16 protein-coding genes and 1 pseudogene are annotated in these 15,564 nt (G+C 69.7%); 8 read left to right on the forward strand and 9 right to left on the reverse strand.

Annotated elements, in window-relative coordinates; genetic code table 11:
• Window positions 1-21: 21 nt before the first annotated feature.
• Both ACFW48_RS09045 and ACFW48_RS09050 read left to right on the forward strand, forming a co-directional pair.
• Window positions 22-1,047, forward strand: a complete 1,026-nt coding sequence (locus ACFW48_RS09045; protein WP_386311866.1) for a Bpu10I family restriction endonuclease — start codon at window positions 22-24, stop codon at window positions 1,045-1,047.
• 11 nt (window positions 1,048-1,058) lie between these two features.
• A complete protein-coding gene (locus ACFW48_RS09050) occupies window positions 1,059-2,309 on the forward strand; it encodes a DNA methyltransferase (RefSeq protein WP_386311867.1) in 1,251 nt (416 codons plus the stop codon).
• A gap of 218 nt (window positions 2,310-2,527) precedes the next feature.
• Here ACFW48_RS09050 and ACFW48_RS09055 read toward each other — a convergent pair whose 3' ends face one another.
• Entirely contained in the window at window positions 2,528-2,761 is a 234-nt protein-coding gene (locus ACFW48_RS09055; RefSeq protein WP_386311870.1) for a YozE family protein, read from the reverse strand.
• A 185-nt stretch (window positions 2,762-2,946) separates the two neighbouring features.
• Between ACFW48_RS09055 and ACFW48_RS09060 the strand changes: the two are divergent.
• Window positions 2,947-3,561: pseudogene (locus ACFW48_RS09060) on the forward strand (tyrosine-type recombinase/integrase); the annotation flags it as partial.
• Here ACFW48_RS09060 and ACFW48_RS09065 read toward each other — a convergent pair.
• Window positions 3,470-4,231 (reverse strand): phosphoglyceromutase, encoded by a 762-nt coding sequence (locus tag ACFW48_RS09065; RefSeq protein ID WP_386311872.1) that lies wholly within the window; start codon window positions 4,229-4,231, stop codon window positions 3,470-3,472. The pseudogene ACFW48_RS09060 and the gene ACFW48_RS09065 sit on opposite strands and share 92 nt — an antisense overlap.
• 166 nt (window positions 4,232-4,397) lie before the next feature.
• On the opposite strand from ACFW48_RS09065, the gene ACFW48_RS09070 reads away from it, so the two are divergent.
• Window positions 4,398-5,759, forward strand: a complete 1,362-nt coding sequence (locus ACFW48_RS09070) for an MDR family MFS transporter (RefSeq protein WP_386311874.1) — start codon at window positions 4,398-4,400, stop codon at window positions 5,757-5,759.
• A 42-nt stretch (window positions 5,760-5,801) separates the two neighbouring features.
• Here the strand turns inward: ACFW48_RS09070 and ACFW48_RS09075 are convergent, their stop codons facing one another.
• On the reverse strand, window positions 5,802-6,254 hold the full coding sequence (locus tag ACFW48_RS09075; protein WP_386311877.1) for a DUF2000 family protein: 453 nt from the start codon (window positions 6,252-6,254) through the stop codon (window positions 5,802-5,804).
• 49 nt (window positions 6,255-6,303) lie between these two features.
• Here ACFW48_RS09075 and ACFW48_RS09080 point away from each other — a divergent pair, with 49 nt between their 5' ends.
• Window positions 6,304-7,113 (forward strand): AraC family transcriptional regulator, encoded by an 810-nt coding sequence (locus ACFW48_RS09080; RefSeq protein WP_386311879.1) that lies wholly within the window; start codon window positions 6,304-6,306, stop codon window positions 7,111-7,113.
• A gap of 9 nt (window positions 7,114-7,122) precedes the next feature.
• Here the strand turns inward: ACFW48_RS09080 and ACFW48_RS09085 are convergent, their stop codons facing one another.
• Together ACFW48_RS09085 and mshA are read right to left on the reverse strand one after the other, a co-directional pair.
• Window positions 7,123-7,626: a YbjN domain-containing protein gene (locus tag ACFW48_RS09085; RefSeq protein ID WP_386311880.1), complete on the reverse strand. Its 504-nt coding sequence runs from the start codon at window positions 7,624-7,626 to the stop codon at window positions 7,123-7,125.
• Window positions 7,619-8,992 (reverse strand): D-inositol-3-phosphate glycosyltransferase, encoded by a 1,374-nt coding sequence (gene mshA, locus ACFW48_RS09090; RefSeq protein WP_386311882.1) that lies wholly within the window; start codon window positions 8,990-8,992, stop codon window positions 7,619-7,621. The genes ACFW48_RS09085 and mshA overlap by 8 nt, the downstream gene beginning before the upstream one ends.
• Window positions 8,993-9,181: 189 nt before the next feature.
• Between mshA and ACFW48_RS09095 the strand changes: the two genes are divergently transcribed.
• From ACFW48_RS09095 to ACFW48_RS09105, 3 genes are all read left to right on the forward strand, one after another.
• Complete coding sequence (locus ACFW48_RS09095; protein ID WP_386311885.1) at window positions 9,182-9,994, forward strand: class I SAM-dependent methyltransferase; 813 nt, start codon at window positions 9,182-9,184, stop codon at window positions 9,992-9,994.
• Between the two features lie 218 nt (window positions 9,995-10,212).
• Window positions 10,213-11,331 (forward strand): NlpC/P60 family protein, encoded by a 1,119-nt coding sequence (locus tag ACFW48_RS09100; protein WP_386311888.1) that lies wholly within the window; start codon window positions 10,213-10,215, stop codon window positions 11,329-11,331.
• A 270-nt stretch (window positions 11,332-11,601) separates the two neighbouring features.
• Complete coding sequence (locus ACFW48_RS09105; RefSeq protein WP_386311891.1) at window positions 11,602-13,017, forward strand: PP2C family protein-serine/threonine phosphatase; 1,416 nt, start codon at window positions 11,602-11,604, stop codon at window positions 13,015-13,017.
• 140 nt (window positions 13,018-13,157) lie between these two features.
• On the opposite strand, the gene ACFW48_RS09110 is transcribed toward ACFW48_RS09105, so the two are convergent.
• The 4 genes from ACFW48_RS09110 to ACFW48_RS09125 form a co-directional block, all read right to left on the reverse strand.
• Window positions 13,158-13,493, reverse strand: coding sequence for a DUF2516 family protein (locus ACFW48_RS09110; protein ID WP_386311894.1), 336 nt, complete (start codon window positions 13,491-13,493; stop codon window positions 13,158-13,160).
• A 117-nt stretch (window positions 13,494-13,610) separates the two neighbouring features.
• Window positions 13,611-14,222 (reverse strand): hypothetical protein, encoded by a 612-nt coding sequence (locus ACFW48_RS09115; RefSeq protein ID WP_386311897.1) that lies wholly within the window; start codon window positions 14,220-14,222, stop codon window positions 13,611-13,613.
• 76 nt (window positions 14,223-14,298) lie between these two features.
• Window positions 14,299-14,784: a helix-turn-helix domain-containing protein gene (locus ACFW48_RS09120; RefSeq protein WP_386311900.1), complete on the reverse strand. Its 486-nt coding sequence runs from the start codon at window positions 14,782-14,784 to the stop codon at window positions 14,299-14,301.
• 114 nt (window positions 14,785-14,898) lie between these two features.
• A complete protein-coding gene (locus tag ACFW48_RS09125; RefSeq protein WP_386311901.1) occupies window positions 14,899-15,564 on the reverse strand; it encodes a maleylpyruvate isomerase family mycothiol-dependent enzyme in 666 nt (221 codons plus the stop codon).

Consider the following 15,564-nt stretch of genomic DNA (forward strand, 5'->3'; position numbering starts at 1 on the left):
AGCTGCCGCTAGGCTCCCCGCATGAGCAGCGACGAAGCCCTCTTCGCGTCCATCGAACCGTCAGAAGCAGCGCCGGCGGAGCCCGCCGATGCTGAGCCGTTGGCTGACGCCAGTGCCGAGGCACCTCAGCGAGTGCGGCCAACGCCTCACAAGTCGAAGCTCGTTGAGCTGCTCAAGAACCCAAAGCTTCCGGAGGACGACAGGTTCGCGGTCGAGGAATCGATAGAGCGATACAAGTCATGGGTCGGCGACATGGCGAGTATCGACGCCACCGGCAACGAACTCGTGCGGCAACTGGTTGACCTGACCAACGACTACAAGAAGAGCGTGGAGCTCGCTCTCATCTGGGACAGCGGAGAGGATTTCCTGTTCCGGCAACGGGGTCAGCTGAAGATCGACAACTCAATCATTGAAGAGTTCTTGCCGTGGTTGATCGATCCGCGGGTGATCCCTGCCTTGGCTGATCAGGATTTGTATGCCGGACCGGCCGGAGCTTTTGCTGCCGCCTACTTCTCCAGTTCCCTCACGGCCCCGGCCGATGCCATCTCCATGGAAGTCAGGAAGAAAGACCAGGACTTCACCCTGAGCAGGCGTGCCTACCTGAAGGCATCGTTCAAGTCAAACTTCCCCGCTGAAGCCACCTCCAGCATGGACGTATGGCTGGCCTACGTGGCCGCCGAATGCAAAACCAATCTGGACAAAACGATGTTCCAGGAGGCGAGTGCGACTTCTCATGACCTCAAGGTGGCTGTACCAGCAGCTCGTTACTACTTGATCTGCGAGTACCTGGACATGACGCCTATCAGTACTGCGGGTACAGATATTGACGAAGTATTGATCCTGCGCGGGAAGAGGCTGGGCTCTCACAAGAGGAAAGCGTACTCGTCAGCCGCAAACAGGAAGCGACTCAGGTCGGAGTATGTCGATTACATCGAGGCCAATCCGATCAGGTATGATGTCGTGCAGCGATTTGTCGACCACTTGAGATCCCTGTTCGAGGCCAAAGATCCCAACGAAGAAGATGTCGTCACCAAGGGATATTTCTAGAAAGTTGGAGAATGGACGTCGAGGAGATCTTCAGCGCGGTTCGGAGGCGTGAATTCGACCGCAGCTTCATCGGGCAGGCCGATCTCGACGTGCTCGTGCGGGAGCGGCGCAGTGCGCTCCCCTGGCGCGGCCAGTTCACCCCGGGCCTGGTGAGCAAGCTCCTCGACGCCTACTATCCCGGCTCCGGAATGGTAGTCGATCCGTTCCTGGGCAGCGGTACGACTGTCCTGGAATGCATTCGGAAGGGTATCCCGTCTGCTGGTGTCGAGATCAATCCCGCGGCGTTGGAGCTGTCCGGCATCCTGGAGATCGCGTCACTGCCGCACGATCAGCGACTACGGATCGTGCAGGAAGCCTCGTCATACCTGGACAAGGTTGCCGACGCAGGTCAGGACACACTCTTCGGTAGCTCGACAGGCATCGAAGACGTCATCGAAGACGTCGTTGAATATCTGCTTGATGGCCATCGCGGTGCCGTCGACAAGAACATCGAGCGCATCTTTTCCACCACCCTCCTGCTGAGCATGGGGGACAAGAAGGAAGCAGACGCGAAGAAGGTCAAGAAATCCTGGAATCAGGTGCGAGACCTGATCACGGATTTCCCTTCCGCCTCGGTCCCCTCCCAGGTAATCGCCGGCGACGCCCGCAGGGTCCCCCTCGGTGATGGGTGCGCAGGCCTTGTGGTCACCTCCCCCCCGTACATCAACGTGTTCAACTACCACCAGAACTACCGCCCTGCGGTGGAAAACATCGGCTGGAATGTCCTGCCTGCCGCCAGAACCGAAATCGGGTCCAACCGAAAGAATCGCCAGAACCGATTCCTGACAGTCATCCAGTACTGCGTCGACATGATGCAGGCGCTCTGCGAGATGGAGCGGTTGGTTTTCGAGGCAGGGAACGTCGTCCTGGTCGTGGGCCGGGAGTCCAGGGTGCGTGGCGTCGCGTTCTCCAACTCCGAAATCGTGGCCGCTCTGGCTGAAGGGCTTCCCAACCTGCGGTTCGCGCGATGGCAGGAGCGAAAATTCACCAACAGGTTCGGCGCTGTGATCTACGAGGATGTTCTGTCTTTCGAGGTGGACAAAAAAACATCCATCGTTCCTAGCGGGGCGAAGTTGGATGAATTCTCTCGCGAGGTAGCACGCCACGTATTGACAGAGGCGCTGGAGCAATCGGCGGATGACGTGCGGAAGGATCTGCAGAGCGCCGTCGAGAGCGTGACGAAAGTCGAAGCGTCGCCAGAATTGAGTCTGCTGAAGGTCTGAGAACGCTTGAGCCCCCGCGCCGCGAAGTAGCCGCGGTGCGGGGGCTCAGTGCTGTGGGCCTACTTCTTCTTGCCCTGGGTTTCCACCGCCCGTATTTTGGCGCTGATCAACGGGGGCTGCACCGCAACTGACCTGTGCTCGGGCGGTTGTTGGTGGTCGTTGTCTGTCGTTACTTGTTGACCTCGGAGGTTCCAGACAGGCTCCAGCTCCCTGACTACTCAGGTATCTCTCTGAGCGGCCTGGTACGCCTCGTATTGAGACCAGGCACGTTTGAGCGTCTCGACAGCCGCGTCGATGGCGCCGCGCTCTTCGAGGTAGTCAAGCTGGCCCTGCTTTCCCTTGTCGGAGGGCCAGTCGGGGTCATGGGAGACGTCCCGCGCGAGATCTCCAATGGCAGTGCGGTGATCGGCGTGAATCTTCAACCATGCGGTGAAGGTCTTCGGCTTGGGCATATCGGCATCCTTCCGCCGACGCGTCCGGGCTAACCCACGGGCCTGGTCCGCGTGAGGCTTGTCTTGTCGCTTGTCGGCCCGCAGGTCAGAGCCTGTTCCGGCTCACCCGCAGCGCGGTCCTCTCTCAGCACGACAAGCGCCAAGACAAGCGACAAGGGCGTCAGCAGTGCAGGCGCCCGGCGGAGAAGGGCGCCGGATGCGGCCTGCGGCAAGGGGAGGTCCTAGGGCTGTCCATCGATGACATCGACTTCGGCAGCGGCACCCTGCACGTGGTGCAGCGACTCAAGCTGAGCCTGAGCAAGGCGGTGTTCGCACCTCGAAGGGCGGCAAGCTCCGTGACGTGCCTCTACCCGACCCCGTGGCAGAGGCGCTCCAGGAGCGCATCAAGCGGTTCCCGCCCGTGGAGATCAAGCTCCCGTGGGTGCGGGCGAACGGCCAGCCGGTGGCCCGGCGGCTCATCTTCACGGACCGAACGGTGGGAGAGCATCAGGACACTCGCGGAGTACCTCGGGCACTCCGACCCGGGGCTGACGCTCAAGGTGTACGCGCACCTCATGCCGAGCAGTCGGGACCGGGCCCGTAAGGCTCTCGGCAGGGCACTCAGGCCGCCGCAAGATCACGAGGGCGGAGGTTCCAGGGAGGTTCCAGAGCACGGAAAAGCCTCCCACTCCGCGCCGCATGCGCAGGTGGGAGGCATGATCACAGAAGCTACTTCTTCTTGCCCTGGTTCTTCACGGCCTCGATCGCGGCCTTCGCCGCCTCCGGGTCCAGGTACGTGCCGCCCGGGTTCAGGGGCTTGAACTCGGCGTCCAGTTCGTAGGAGAGCGGGATGCCGGTCGGGATGTTCAGGCCCGCGATGTCGGCGTCGGAGATGCCGTCGAGGTGCTTGACCAGGGCGCGGAGCGAGTTGCCGTGCGCCGCGACCAGGACCGTGCGGCCGGTGAGGAGGTCGGGGACGATCGCGTCGAACCAGTACGGGAGCATGCGGACGACGACGTCCTTGAGGCACTCCGTCTGGGGGCGCAGCTCCGGCGGCAGGGTCGCGTAGCGGGCGTCGTCGAACTGGGAGTACTCGGCGTCGCGGTCCAGCGCGGGCGGCGGGGTGTCGTAGGAGCGGCGCCACAGCATGAACTGCTCCTCGCCGAACTCGGCGAGGGTCTGGGCCTTGTCCTTGCCCTGGAGGGCGCCGTAGTGGCGCTCGTTCAGGCGCCAGTGGCGGTGGACGGGGATCCAGTGGCGGTCGGCGGCCTCCAGCGCGAGCTGGGCCGTGCGGATCGCGCGCTTCTGGACGGACGTGTGGACCACGTCGGGCAGCAGGCCGGCGTCCTTGAGCAGCTCGCCGCCGCGCGTCGCCTCCTTCTCGCCCTTCGGAGTGAGGTTGACGTCCACCCAGCCGGTGAACAGGTTCTTCTCGTTCCACTCGCTCTCGCCGTGGCGGAGGAGGATCAGCTTGTACGGTGCGTCGGCCATGGCTCCGAGCGTAATCGAACCCCGTGATACCCCGCGCGGTGCGCCCGGTGGGCGGACGGTTGACGAGAAGTGTTAATTGGCTGGCCTCCCGCGGCCCCGTGCTCGTAAGTTGTGCTCGCCGCCAGAGGCACTTACAGCCAGCCGCTTGTCGTTCACGGGGGTCCCCATGTCAGTCGCCGGAGTGAGACGTGCCGCGCGCGAGTCCGTCTCCGGGCTTCCCCGCGAGTTCTGGTGGCTGTGGACCAGCACCCTGGTCAACCGGCTCGGCGCCTTCGTCGCCACCTTCATGGCGCTGTACCTGACCATCGACCGCGGGTACTCCGCCTCGTACGCCGGACTGGTGGCCGCTCTGCACGGGCTCGGCGGGGTCGTGTCCTCGCTCGGCGCCGGGGTGATGACCGACCGGCTCGGGCGGCGGCCCACGCTGCTGGTCGCCCAGGTCTCCACCGCGCTGTCCGTCGCGCTGCTCGGCTTCGTGCGGGACCCGGTCGCCATCGCGGCCGTCGCCTTCCTGGTGGGCATGGCGAGCAACGCCTCCCGGCCGGCCGTGCAGGCGATGATGGCGGACATCGTGCGGCCCGAGGACCGTATCCGGGCCTTCTCGCTCAACTACTGGGCCATCAACCTCGGCTTCGCGATCTCCTCCATGGCGGCCGGGTTCATCGCCGAGGTCAGCTACCTCGCCGGGTTCCTGATCGAGGCGGGGATGACCATGGCGTGCGCCGTCCTCATCTTCGTCAAGCTGCCCGAGTCCCGGCCGGAGCGGACGCCCGGGAAGGGCGGGGCCGCCGACGTCTCCGCGGCGAGCGAGCCCGCCGTCTCCCTCGGGACCGTCCTGCGCGACGGGCGCTACATGAGCGTCGTCGGGCTGTCCTTCCTCATCGCCCTGATCTTCCAGCAGGCCTACGTGGGACTGCCGGTGGCCATGGGCGAGGCAGGGTTCACGCCGGCCGACTTCGGCATGGCGATCGCCGTCAACGGCGTCCTGATCGTCGTACTGCAGATTCCCGTCACCCGGTTCATCGAGCACCGGGATCCGCGGCTGCTGCTCGTCCTCTCGTCCCTGCTGGCCGGGTACGGCTTCGGGCTCACCGCCTTCGCCGGGTCGGTCGGTGTCTTCGCCCTCACCGTGTGCGTGTGGACGCTGGCCGAGATCGTCAACGCGCCGACCCAGACCGGGCTCGTCGTCCGCCTCTCCCCCGTGCACGGGCGCGGGCGCTACCAGGGCATGTACACCATGTCCTGGGCGGTCGCCGCCCTCGTCGCCCCGCTGATGTCCGGTTTCGTCATCGACCACTGGGGCGCCGAGTGGCTGTGGGGCATCTGCGCGGTCGTCGGCACGGTGGCGGCGGTGGGGTACTGGGCGCTCATGCAGGGGCTGCCGGAGGAGGAGACGTTCACCTCCGGAGCCCCGGAGGACTCCGGAACCCCGGAGAGCACCGGACCGCCCGAGGCCGCCGAGGCACCCGCAGCCGCCGAGGCACCCGCGGCCCCCGCGCCCGCCAAGCCCGAGGTCAGCGCGGCCTGACGGTCGTCCGGGGTCACCGCCGCGCCCCGACCTCACGGAACCTCACGGGTGCATCCGCGCCCCCTTCAGCACCTTGTCCACCGCGTTCTTCGGGCCGTACACCGCGAGGCCGACCAGATCCAGTCCGGCCGTGGGCACGGCCCGTACCGCCGCCCGGTTGTCGCGGTCGTTGCCGGTGGTGAAGAGGTCGGACGTGAAGAGTGCGCGGGGCAGGGAACGGGAGAGCACGCGCGCGTGGGCGTTCGTCAGCGTCTCCTTGGTGCCCTCGAAGACCAGTACCGGCTGGCGGAACATCGGCAGGTAGCCGACCGCGTCGGCGTCCTCGTACGGCTCCCCGATCACCTCGGGGAACCGCGCGCCCAGGCCGCTGACCAGGAAGGCGGTGACGTTCAGGCGCTGCCAGGTCTCCAGGTCCTCGCGGAGCAGGACGGCGATCTTGGTGTCGAAGCGGACGGGGGCGTCGGAGGCCGCGGGGGCCGCGTCGTGCGTGCTCATACGGTGAGACTGCCGGTCGGCGTACGGCCGGGTCTTGTACGTTTTTTGCATGGCCGACCAGGACCGGCGGACCGTCTCCGCCTGGCGCCCCCTCGTCCCGGGCGTCGTCGAGGTCTTCCACGCCCACTTCACCGAGTACGCCTACCCGATGCACGTCCACGACGCGTGGACGCTGCTCATCGTCGACGACGGGGCCGTACGGTACGACCTGGACCGGCACGAGCACGGCACCCCGCACGACACGGTGTCGCTGCTGCCGCCGCACGTGCCGCACAACGGCTCCCCCGCCACCCCGGACGGCTTCCGCAAGCGCGTCCTGTACCTGGACGCCTCCCGGCTGGGGGACGAGCTGATCGGACCGGCCGTCGACGGCCCCGACCTGCGTGATCCCGTGCTGCGGCGGCGGGTCGGGCAGCTGCACTCCGCGCTCGCCCTGCCCGGTGACGAGCTGGAGGCGGAGAGCCGGCTGACGCTGATCGGCGAGCGGCTGCACGAGCATCTGCTGCCCCGCCGCGGGGAGCGCCCGGAGCGGCGGGACCCCGTCCTCGCCCGCCGGCTGCGTGAGCTGCTCGACGAACGGGTCGTCCAGGGGATCGGCCTGGCGGAGGCGGCCGCGCTCGTGCCCGCCCATCCGGCCCATCTGGTACGGGCGTTCAGCGGCGCCTACGGCATCGCGCCGCACCAGTACCTGATGTCCCGCCGCGTCGGCCGGGCCCGGCGCCTGCTGCTGGCGGGGCGCACCCCGGCCGACGTGGCCACCGCGACCGGGTTCTACGACCAGGCGCATCTGACCCGGCATTTCAAGCGGCTGGTGGGGGTCACGCCCGGGCGCTACCGCGTCGGCGGAGGAGCGGCCTGAGAGGACGCGTCAGTCCCCGGTGCGCTCGATCAGGTGCTGGAACGCCTCCAGGTTCCGCGTCGACTCCCCGCGCGAGGTCCGCCACTCGTGCTCCTTGCGGATGGCGGACGCGAAGCCCAGCTCCAGCAGGGTGTTGAAGGCGCCGTCGGCGGCTTCCAGGACCTGGCCGAGGAGGCGGTCGATCTCGTCGGGGGTGACGGTGGCGAGGGAGAGTTTCGCGCTGACGTAGATGTCGCCGAGGCGGTCGACGGCGTAACCGACGCCGTAGAGCTTGAGGTTGCGCTCCAGGAGCCAGCGGTGGACGGCGGGTTCGTTCTCGTCGGGGTGGCGGATGACGAACGCGTTGAGGGAGAGGGAGTGCCGGCCGAGGAGGAGCGAGACGGTCGTCGACAGCTTGCGGGTCCCCGGGAGCTTCACGACGTAGTTGCCGGGCTCGGGGCTCTCCCACTCCACCTCGGCGTCCTTCAGGGCGTCCTCGACGACCTGTGCCGCCTTCTGTGCTGCCTCAGCCATGGTGGGAGCGTACGCGACGGCGGTGGGAGTGGATCGCGGCCGTGTAGGCGTCGGCCGTGGCGGCGGCGGCGTTGTCCCAGCCGAAGGACTGGGCGTGCCGGGCGGCGGCGTCGCCCATCCGGGGCGTCAGCTCCGGGTTGTCGGCGAAATCGCGCAGCACGCGCGCGTACGCGGCGGGATCGTGGCCCTCGACGAGGCGGCCGGTGTGCCCGTCGCGCACGGCGACCGGGAGGCCGCCGACCGCGGCGGCGAGCACGGGCGTACCCGCCGCCTGGGCCTCGATGGCGACCAGGCCGAAGGACTCGCTGTAGGACGGCATGACCAGCACGGACGCGGCCCGGAACCAGTCGGCGAGCTGCTCCTGCCCGACGGGCGGGCGGAACCGTACGACGTCCGCGATGCCGAGCCGCGCGGCGAGTTTCTGCAGGCCCTCCGGCTTGGCGAGGCCGCTGCCGCTGGGGCCGCCGACGACGGGGACGACGATGCGGGAGCGCAGCTCCGGGCGTTCGTCGAGGAGTACGGCCACGGCGCGCAGCAGTACGTCGGGTGCCTTCAGCGGCTGTATGCGGCCGGCGAAGAGCGGGATCAGCGCGTCCTGCGGCAGGCCGAGGCGGGCGCGGGCGGCGGCGCGGGCGGACGTGACGTCCCCGGGGCCCGGGTCGGAGCCCTTGGGGAAGGGGCGGAAGCGGTCGAGGTTCACGCCGGGGTGGACGACGGCGACCTTGGCCGGGTCGGCGGCGTAGTGCCGGACCAGCTCGTCGGCCTCCTCGGCGGTGTTGGCGATCAGGCGGTCGGAGGCGGCGACGATCTGCGTCTCTCCGATGACGCGGGCGGCCGGTTCGGGGGTGTCGCCGTCGGCCAGGTTGGCGTTCTTGACCTTGGCCATGGTGTGCATGGCGTGCACCAGGGGGGCGCCCCAGCGCTGGGCGGCGAGCCAGCCGACGTGGCCGGAGAGCCAGTAGTGGGAGTGGACCAGGTCGTAGTAGCCGGGGCGGTGGCCGGCCCAGGCCTGCATGACGCCGTGCGTGAAGGCACACAGCTGGGCCGGCAGCTCCTCCTTGGCCAGGCCCTCGTACGGTCCGGCGTCGACGTGACGGACGAGGACGCCCGGAGCCAGTTCGACGGTGGGCGGGAGCGCGGCGGTGGTCGCGCGCGTGAAGATCTCGACCTCGATGTTGATCGCGGCGAGGCGCTGCGCCAGCTCCACGATGTAGACGTTCATGCCGCCGGCGTCGCCGGTGCCGGGCTGGTGGAGCGGCGAGGTGTGCACGGAGAGCATGGCGACGCGACGGGGCCTGCGCAGCAGCCGGAGCCGCGGGGAGGCCGCCGATGAACGACGCCCGAGCCTGCTGACGTACTGGCTCACGAGCCGTCCTCCTCGCTGCGGGCATGCCGGTCGGAGGACACGCGCCGCCCTCCACGGGGTGGAAACACCGGATGGCGGTGCTCCATTTCCGGTTTCCCGACCTTTGCCGAATCATTACCGCCGATCGCTCAACCGTTCGAGCGCTGGTTGCGTCAAAGAGAGCGGGCCGAGCCGCATACCCTCGTACGCATGCCCTCCCGCGCCACCCCCCGCCCTGTGGGCACCGTCACGCGCGGGACGACGAATCCGAACCGGCTGCGCCGCATGGACCGCTGGATCGCGGCCACCCACGGTGCCGAGCTGCGCCGCGCCGCCGATCCCGTCGCCGTCGACCTCGGCTACGGCGCCGCCCCCTGGACGGCCGTCGAACTGCTGCACCGCCTGCGCACGGTCGCGCCGCACGCGCGCGTGGTGGGCGTCGAGATCGACCCGGCCCGGGTTGCGGCGGCCGAGCCGTACGCGCGCGCGGGGCTCGCCTTCCGGCACGGCGGCTTCGAGGTCCCCGTCCCCCGGCCCCCGCTGCTGATCCGCGCGGCGAACGTGCTGCGCCAGTACGACGAGGACGAGGTGGCCGCCGTCTGGCAGCGGTTGTGCGCGCGGCTCGCGCCGGCGTCGGGGCGGTCCCGCGGCGGGCTCCTGGTCGAGGGGACCTGCGACGAGATCGGGCGCCGGCACGTATGGGTGGCGCTCGGACCCGAGGGGCCGCGCACGGTCACCTTGGCGACCCGGCTAGGCTCCCTGGACCGCCCCTCCGACCTGGCGGAGCGGCTGCCGAAGGCGCTGATCCACCGCAACGTCCCCGGCGAGCCCGTGCACGCCTTCCTGCGCGACTTCGACCGCGCCTGGGCCGCCGCCGCGCCCTACGCCTCCTACGGCGCCCGCCAGCGCTGGATGCGGGCCGTGCGGGACCTGACGGCCGACTGGCCGGTGACGGACGGGCCGGTGCGGTGGCGGCAGGGCGAAGTGACGGTGCGGTGGGCGGCGTTGGCGCCACGCGCGTGAATCCTCGGCCGTGGACCGTGGACCGTGAACCGTGAACCGTGGACCGCAGGCCGGGAACGATCTCGGTGCGGCGTTCGTCACACAGCGGGGAATCGCCGTACGGCGCGGCAGAAGGGGGAGCAGGAGGAAAGCACGACCTCTGTCGCTTTCCACGCCGGCATGGCACGATCCCCCAGGCGACCTATGTTACTGACGGTTAATCAGTTTGGGGGCGAGGTATGCGTACGGGGAAGCATGGCTTGATGACCGCTGCCGTGACCGTGGTCTGCGCGGTCACGGTGCTCGCGGCACCGGGCACGGCGTTCGCGGTTCCCGGGCCCACACCCTCACCCGGCACCCCGAGCGCCTCACCGTCCCCGGCCGCCACACCCGGCAAGGACCTGGAAGCCGTACGCAAGAAGCTCGACAAGCTCTACCGTGCGGCGGCCTCCGCCACGGACGAGTACAACGCCGCCGAGGAGAAGGCGGACAAGCAGTCCGCCGAGATCGTCGAACTGGCCAAGAAGATCGTCAAGGGCCAGGAGAAGCTCGACGGGCTGAAGGAGCGCGCGGGTGCCGCGGCCCGCTCCCAGTACCGCACCGGCGGCCTGCCCGACGAGGCCAAGCTGCTCCTGAGCGACGACCCCGAGGAGTTCCTCGACGGCACCGGCCGGGTCACCCAGGGCCAGCGCGCGACCAAGGGCCTGCTCGGCGAGATGACGCGCACCCAGGAGGACCTGAAGGCCTACGCGGCGGACGCCTCCGCCCAGTTCAAGAAGCTGGAGGCGAACCGCAAGGCCAGGGCCACCGCCCAGAAGAAGATCGAGAAGCAGATCGCGGCGGCCGAGAAGCTGGAGTCCGAGCTGGAGAAGGAGGAGAAGGAGCGCCTCGCCCGGCTGGAGCGGGAGGCCCAGGCCAAGGCCCAGACCGCCTGGCTCGACTCCGGCATCCTCAAGGATCTCGACACCAAGGCGACCGAGCGGGGCAGGAAGGCCGTCGAGTACGCCACCGCCCAGATCGGAAAGCCGTACCAGTGGGGCGCCGAGGGCCCGAAGGCCTACGACTGCTCCGGCCTGACCTCACAGGCCTGGGTATCGGCCGGGCAGTCGATACCGCGCACCTCGCAGCAGCAGTGGAAGCAGCTCAAGCGCGTCGACATCAAGGACATGCGCCCCGGCGACCTGATCATCTACTTCGACGACGCCAGCCACGTCGGCATGTACGTCGGCGACGGCTCCGTCGTGCACGCCCCGCGCCCGGGGCGCTCGATCACGATCGCCGGGGCGGGCACGATGCCGATCCTCGGCGTCGTGCGTCCGGACACGAGCACGGGCACGGGCGCGACACCCCAGGAGTGACGCGGGCCACGCCCTTCGCACCGGGCCGTGAAACGGGCCACGTGACCCAGTCCACGCCCGGTGCCCCACCCCGCGTGACGTTCGTCATCCCCGGCCCCCGGTCGACGTGTCCAACTGCGGTACGGAACGCGGCATATGACAGTGGCCGAGGGCCGACCGGCGTGTTCTGGACCATTCCGCAGCGGCACCGTCACCCGCTATGGTCCCCGTCGGTGGGTCGAGGTCCCTCGCCCCGCCATGCCCTCGGGGGGAGGGAAGGAAACCAAGACGATGCCCGTACCCGTACCGCGGCAGAGGGCGATCCCGGCCGCGGAGTGTGGTCAGGCGCCCGCCGCGTCCCCGGACCGCGGCCCTTCCACGGAACAGGCCCCGCCCGGGACGAACCCGGCCGAAAACCCCACCACTCGGCGAGAGAACCCCACGGAGAAGCGCGAGAAGACCACGAACGAGACCACGGACCAGCACGGGAGCACCGCCCCCACCAACCTGACGCTGCTGCTGATCGAGGACGATCCGGGCGGCTCGCCGATCGTGCCCGACCTGCTCGACCAGGCCGGCAAGCCGATCCGCGTGCGCACGGCCCGCAACCTCACCGAGGCCGAGCGCCTGCTGACCGACGACGTCCAGTGCATCCTGCTGGACCTCGCCCTGTCGGCACCCGCCCCGGCCCGCGCGAGCGCCGACGGCAGCGGGGACGGTGACGGGAGCGGTGACGACGAGCTGGCGGTGCTCAGGCACGTGCTGGAGCTCGCGCCCCGGCACGCCGTACTCGCGCTGACCTCATCCAGCGACGCCGAGCGCGGCGCGGAGGCCGTGGCGGTCGGCGCCCAGGACTACCTGTTCCGCGACGAGCTCGACAGCCGGCTGCTGAGCCGGGCGATCCGCTACGCCGTGGAGCGCAAGCGGTCCGACTCGGCGGAGCGGCGCCTGGCCGAGGGCCGGCTGCGCGCCCAGGAGAACCGTCGTCTGGAGCGCGGCCTGCTGCCGACCCCGCTGCTGGCCGGCTCCTCGCTGCGCTTCGCCGCCCGCTACCGCCCGGGGCGCTCGCGTGCCCTGCTCGGCGGCGACTTCTACGACGTCGTCCGCACCCCGGACGGCACCGTGCACGCCATGATCGGCGACGTCTGCGGGCACGGCCCGGACGAGGCGGCGCTCGGCGTGGAGCTGCGGATCGCCTGGCGCGCGCTGACCCTGGCCGGTCTCTGCGGCGACGAGCTGCTCGGCACGCTTCAGCAGGTGCTGGAGCACGAGCGCTCGGACGACGAGATCTTCGCGACCCTGTGCGCCGTGGACATCGCCCCGGACGGCCGCCGCGCCGGCCTGTGCCTGGCCGGGCACCCGTCGCCCCTGATCGCCGGTCCGGGAACGCCCGCACGGCTGCTGCCCTACGACAACAACGGCCCGGCGCTGGGGCTGCTGCCGGGCGCCCGCTGGCCGCGCACGCAGGTGGAGCTGGGCGCCGAGTGGAGCCTGATGCTCTACACCGACGGCCTGATCGAGGGCCACGTCGGCGAGGGCCGGGAGCGGCTCGGCCAGGACGGCATGGTGGAGATGGTCCGCCGTCAGTTCGCCGAGGGGCTGCAGGGCGAGCAGTTGCTGCGGGCGACCGTCAACGAGGTCCGCGAGCTCAACGGCGGCGAACTGGCGGACGACGTGGCAGTGGTCCTGCTGGACCGGACGGCCTGAGCGGGGCGGACGCGACGCCCGCGGTACGGATGGACCGCCGTATGTACGCGTCGCCGTACGGATGACCGTCGCGCCCCGCCTGCCGGTCTGTTGTGGCTGGTCGCGCGGTTCCCCGCGCCCCTGTGGGGCGCGGGGGCGCTTCAGCGGCCGCCGTTGTACGGGCCGTAGGGGCCGTCGCTGCTGGAGCCGCGGCTGCTGCTGCGGCCGCCGCCCGGCAGGCCGCGCAGCGCGGGCCGTACGTCGACCATGTACACGATCGTCGCGATGAGCCCGATGATCGGCAGGAACGACAGGATGTTGAAGATCAGGTTCACCACGAAGGCGATCCCGAGGATGATCAGCCAGAACGGCTTGGTCTTCTTGTCCGCCGCGCGGTAGGCGTCCTCACGGCGCATGGCGGCGTCGATCAACGCGAAGCCGCTGAAAAGGATCAGGGCGATGCTCAGCAGCCACATGAAGCCTGCGAACCCCTGCATCAGCACAACGTCCACCACCAGACTCGGATCGTCTCTACGCGGTCACCGTACCCGGAGAACGGGCCGGACACCCCAAGGGTGCCCGGCCCGTACCGTACTCGTGGTACCCGTCGCCGGTTACTTGGCGGGCGGCGTCGTCTTCTTCGCGGTGCCGTTGGTGCTCTTCCTGGCCGGAGCCTTGCGCGGGGCGGGGGCCTTCTTCGCAGCGGCGGTCTTGTCCTCCGTGACCTCGACCGGCTCGGACTTGGCGGGCTTGGCCGGCTCGACGGCCACGGCGAACTCCTCCACCTCCTCGGCGATGTCCTCGATGCCGTCGGCGGCCTGGCCGCGCCAGGTGCGGACCGCGTGCTCGCCGCGCTCGGCGACCTTCTCGTAGGTCTCCCGGGCCTTGACGGCGTACTCGGCGGCGACGCCGACCGAGCGCAGCGCGAGGTCCTGGGCGCTCTCGCCGAGCTTCTTGAGGTCGGTGTCGAGGGAGCCGAGGAGCTCGTTGGCCTTGGCCTGGAGGGTCCCCTGCGTCTCCTTGACGCGGGCCGTCGCCTTCTCCTGGACGGCCTTCGGGTCGGTGTTGCGGACGGCCTCGATACGGGACGGCGCCTCGGCGCGCAGCTGCTCCACCAGCACCGGCACCTTCTTGGCCTGCTGGAAGGCGAGGTCGGCGGTGCCGGCGGCGAAGTAGAGCGGGGTGGGGTCGCTGAGGGTCTTGCGCAGGTCGTCGGTGATGGCCATGGTGATGGTCCTCCGGTATTGCGTTCGGCTGAGGGTTTTGTGGTGGTCCCGCGCCCGGCCGGCTACTCGCTCCCGCTCATCCGGCCGTCTGCTGCGGGCCGGCGTCACTGCCGCCGGTCGTACGGGGGCCGAGGCCCGGTATGGAGGCCCCGCCTTCGGCGGCGTCGCCCGCCGTCGCGTCCTGAGCCGGCACCTCGTCGTCGGCGTCGGCGCCGAATCCGTTCTCCTTGCGGAAGGACTCGTAGATCTGGAGCAGCACCTGCTTCTGCCGCTCGTTCAGCGAGGGATCGGCGAGGATGACCGCACGCGTCTCCACGTCGTCCCGGTCGCGCTCCGCGTCGAGGATCCCCGCGCGCACGTACAGCGTCTCGGCGGAGATCCGCAGCGCCTTGGCGACCTGCTGGAGCACCTCCGCGCTCGGCTTGCGCAGCCCGCGCTCGATCTGGCTCAGGTACGGATTGGACACGCCCGCGGCATCGGCGAGCTGCCGCAGCGACAGCTGCGCGTTGCGCCGCTGCTCGCGCAGGTACTCACCGAGATTGCCGACGTTGAGCGATGCCATGCCTCCACGATGCCCCACGCTGCTAACTATTGCAAGCATGCGCTTGCAATAGTGTGCCTCGGGGCGTCGGACAGTGCGCCTGGGGTGCCGGACCGTGCGCCTCCGGGCGCACGCTCACACCGTCTCGCAGCGTCTGCGAAGCAGTTCCGCACCGTCGCCTTCGAGTTCGTCGCAGTACGTCGCGCGTCCGGTCATGGCCATCACCAGGGCCAGGGTGGGGCCGGACACGAGCGGCCCCGAACCGGTCGCGAACGGGCCGTCGTCCGCGACGAGCCTCAGCCCGTCGACGCGCCCCTTGGCGAGGACCACGAGATCCGACCCCCGGTAGTACTCGGCCAGCCGGGTGACGACCTCGACCGGGTGGTCGCGGCGGATGCCCAGCGGACGCCGGATGTCCTCTCCGTGCACGACCGTCTCGCCCAGCATGGCCACGGCAGGCAGCGGAGGCTTGGTGGTGCTCGGGACGACGCGCCGGAAGCGCTCAAGGGTCTCGGCCGGGGTCGTGCCCAACTGCTCGGCCAGCCGCACGGCCACCTGCTTGTCGAAGTCGAACCGGCAACGGATCACCCCCGCCATCCAGCGCACGGCGTTGAGGCTCGCGCCCGCGGTGAGGTGGGCGAGCACCTCACGCACCGTCAGGCCCGCGCAGAGCGACGGCGTTCCCCACCGCTCGTCGGCCATGTCCCCGAGATCGGCCGCCAACGCGGCTCGCTCGGCGCGGATCAGGGACCAGACCCCGGCCCCGCGGCCGCGGGACGCTGTCACTGCCGGATCAGTCAT

The sequence above is a fragment of the Streptomyces sp. NPDC058812 genome (assembly GCF_042744565.1).
In the GTDB taxonomy this organism is placed as follows: Bacteria; Actinomycetota; Actinomycetes; order Streptomycetales; family Streptomycetaceae; genus Streptomyces; species Streptomyces thinghirensis.

Coding starts and splice junctions, on each gene's coding strand:
- ACFW48_RS09045 (WP_386311866.1), top strand. CDS start 22: ATGAGCAGCGACGAAGCCCTCTTCGCGTCCATCGAACCGTCAGAAGCA.
- ACFW48_RS09050 (WP_386311867.1), top strand. CDS start 1,059: ATGGACGTCGAGGAGATCTTCAGCGCGGTTCGGAGGCGTGAATTCGAC.
- ACFW48_RS09055 (WP_386311870.1), bottom strand. CDS start 2,761: ATGCCCAAGCCGAAGACCTTCACCGCATGGTTGAAGATTCACGCCGAT.
- ACFW48_RS09065 (WP_386311872.1), bottom strand. CDS start 4,231: ATGGCCGACGCACCGTACAAGCTGATCCTCCTCCGCCACGGCGAGAGC.
- ACFW48_RS09070 (WP_386311874.1), top strand. CDS start 4,398: ATGTCAGTCGCCGGAGTGAGACGTGCCGCGCGCGAGTCCGTCTCCGGG.
- ACFW48_RS09075 (WP_386311877.1), bottom strand. CDS start 6,254: ATGAGCACGCACGACGCGGCCCCCGCGGCCTCCGACGCCCCCGTCCGC.
- ACFW48_RS09080 (WP_386311879.1), top strand. CDS start 6,304: ATGGCCGACCAGGACCGGCGGACCGTCTCCGCCTGGCGCCCCCTCGTC.
- ACFW48_RS09085 (WP_386311880.1), bottom strand. CDS start 7,626: ATGGCTGAGGCAGCACAGAAGGCGGCACAGGTCGTCGAGGACGCCCTG.
- ACFW48_RS09095 (WP_386311885.1), top strand. CDS start 9,182: ATGCCCTCCCGCGCCACCCCCCGCCCTGTGGGCACCGTCACGCGCGGG.
- ACFW48_RS09100 (WP_386311888.1), top strand. CDS start 10,213: ATGCGTACGGGGAAGCATGGCTTGATGACCGCTGCCGTGACCGTGGTC.
- ACFW48_RS09105 (WP_386311891.1), top strand. CDS start 11,602: ATGCCCGTACCCGTACCGCGGCAGAGGGCGATCCCGGCCGCGGAGTGT.
- ACFW48_RS09110 (WP_386311894.1), bottom strand. CDS start 13,493: ATGCAGGGGTTCGCAGGCTTCATGTGGCTGCTGAGCATCGCCCTGATC.
- ACFW48_RS09115 (WP_386311897.1), bottom strand. CDS start 14,222: ATGGCCATCACCGACGACCTGCGCAAGACCCTCAGCGACCCCACCCCG.
- ACFW48_RS09120 (WP_386311900.1), bottom strand. CDS start 14,784: ATGGCATCGCTCAACGTCGGCAATCTCGGTGAGTACCTGCGCGAGCAG.
- ACFW48_RS09125 (WP_386311901.1), bottom strand. CDS start 15,564: ATGACTGATCCGGCAGTGACAGCGTCCCGCGGCCGCGGGGCCGGGGTC.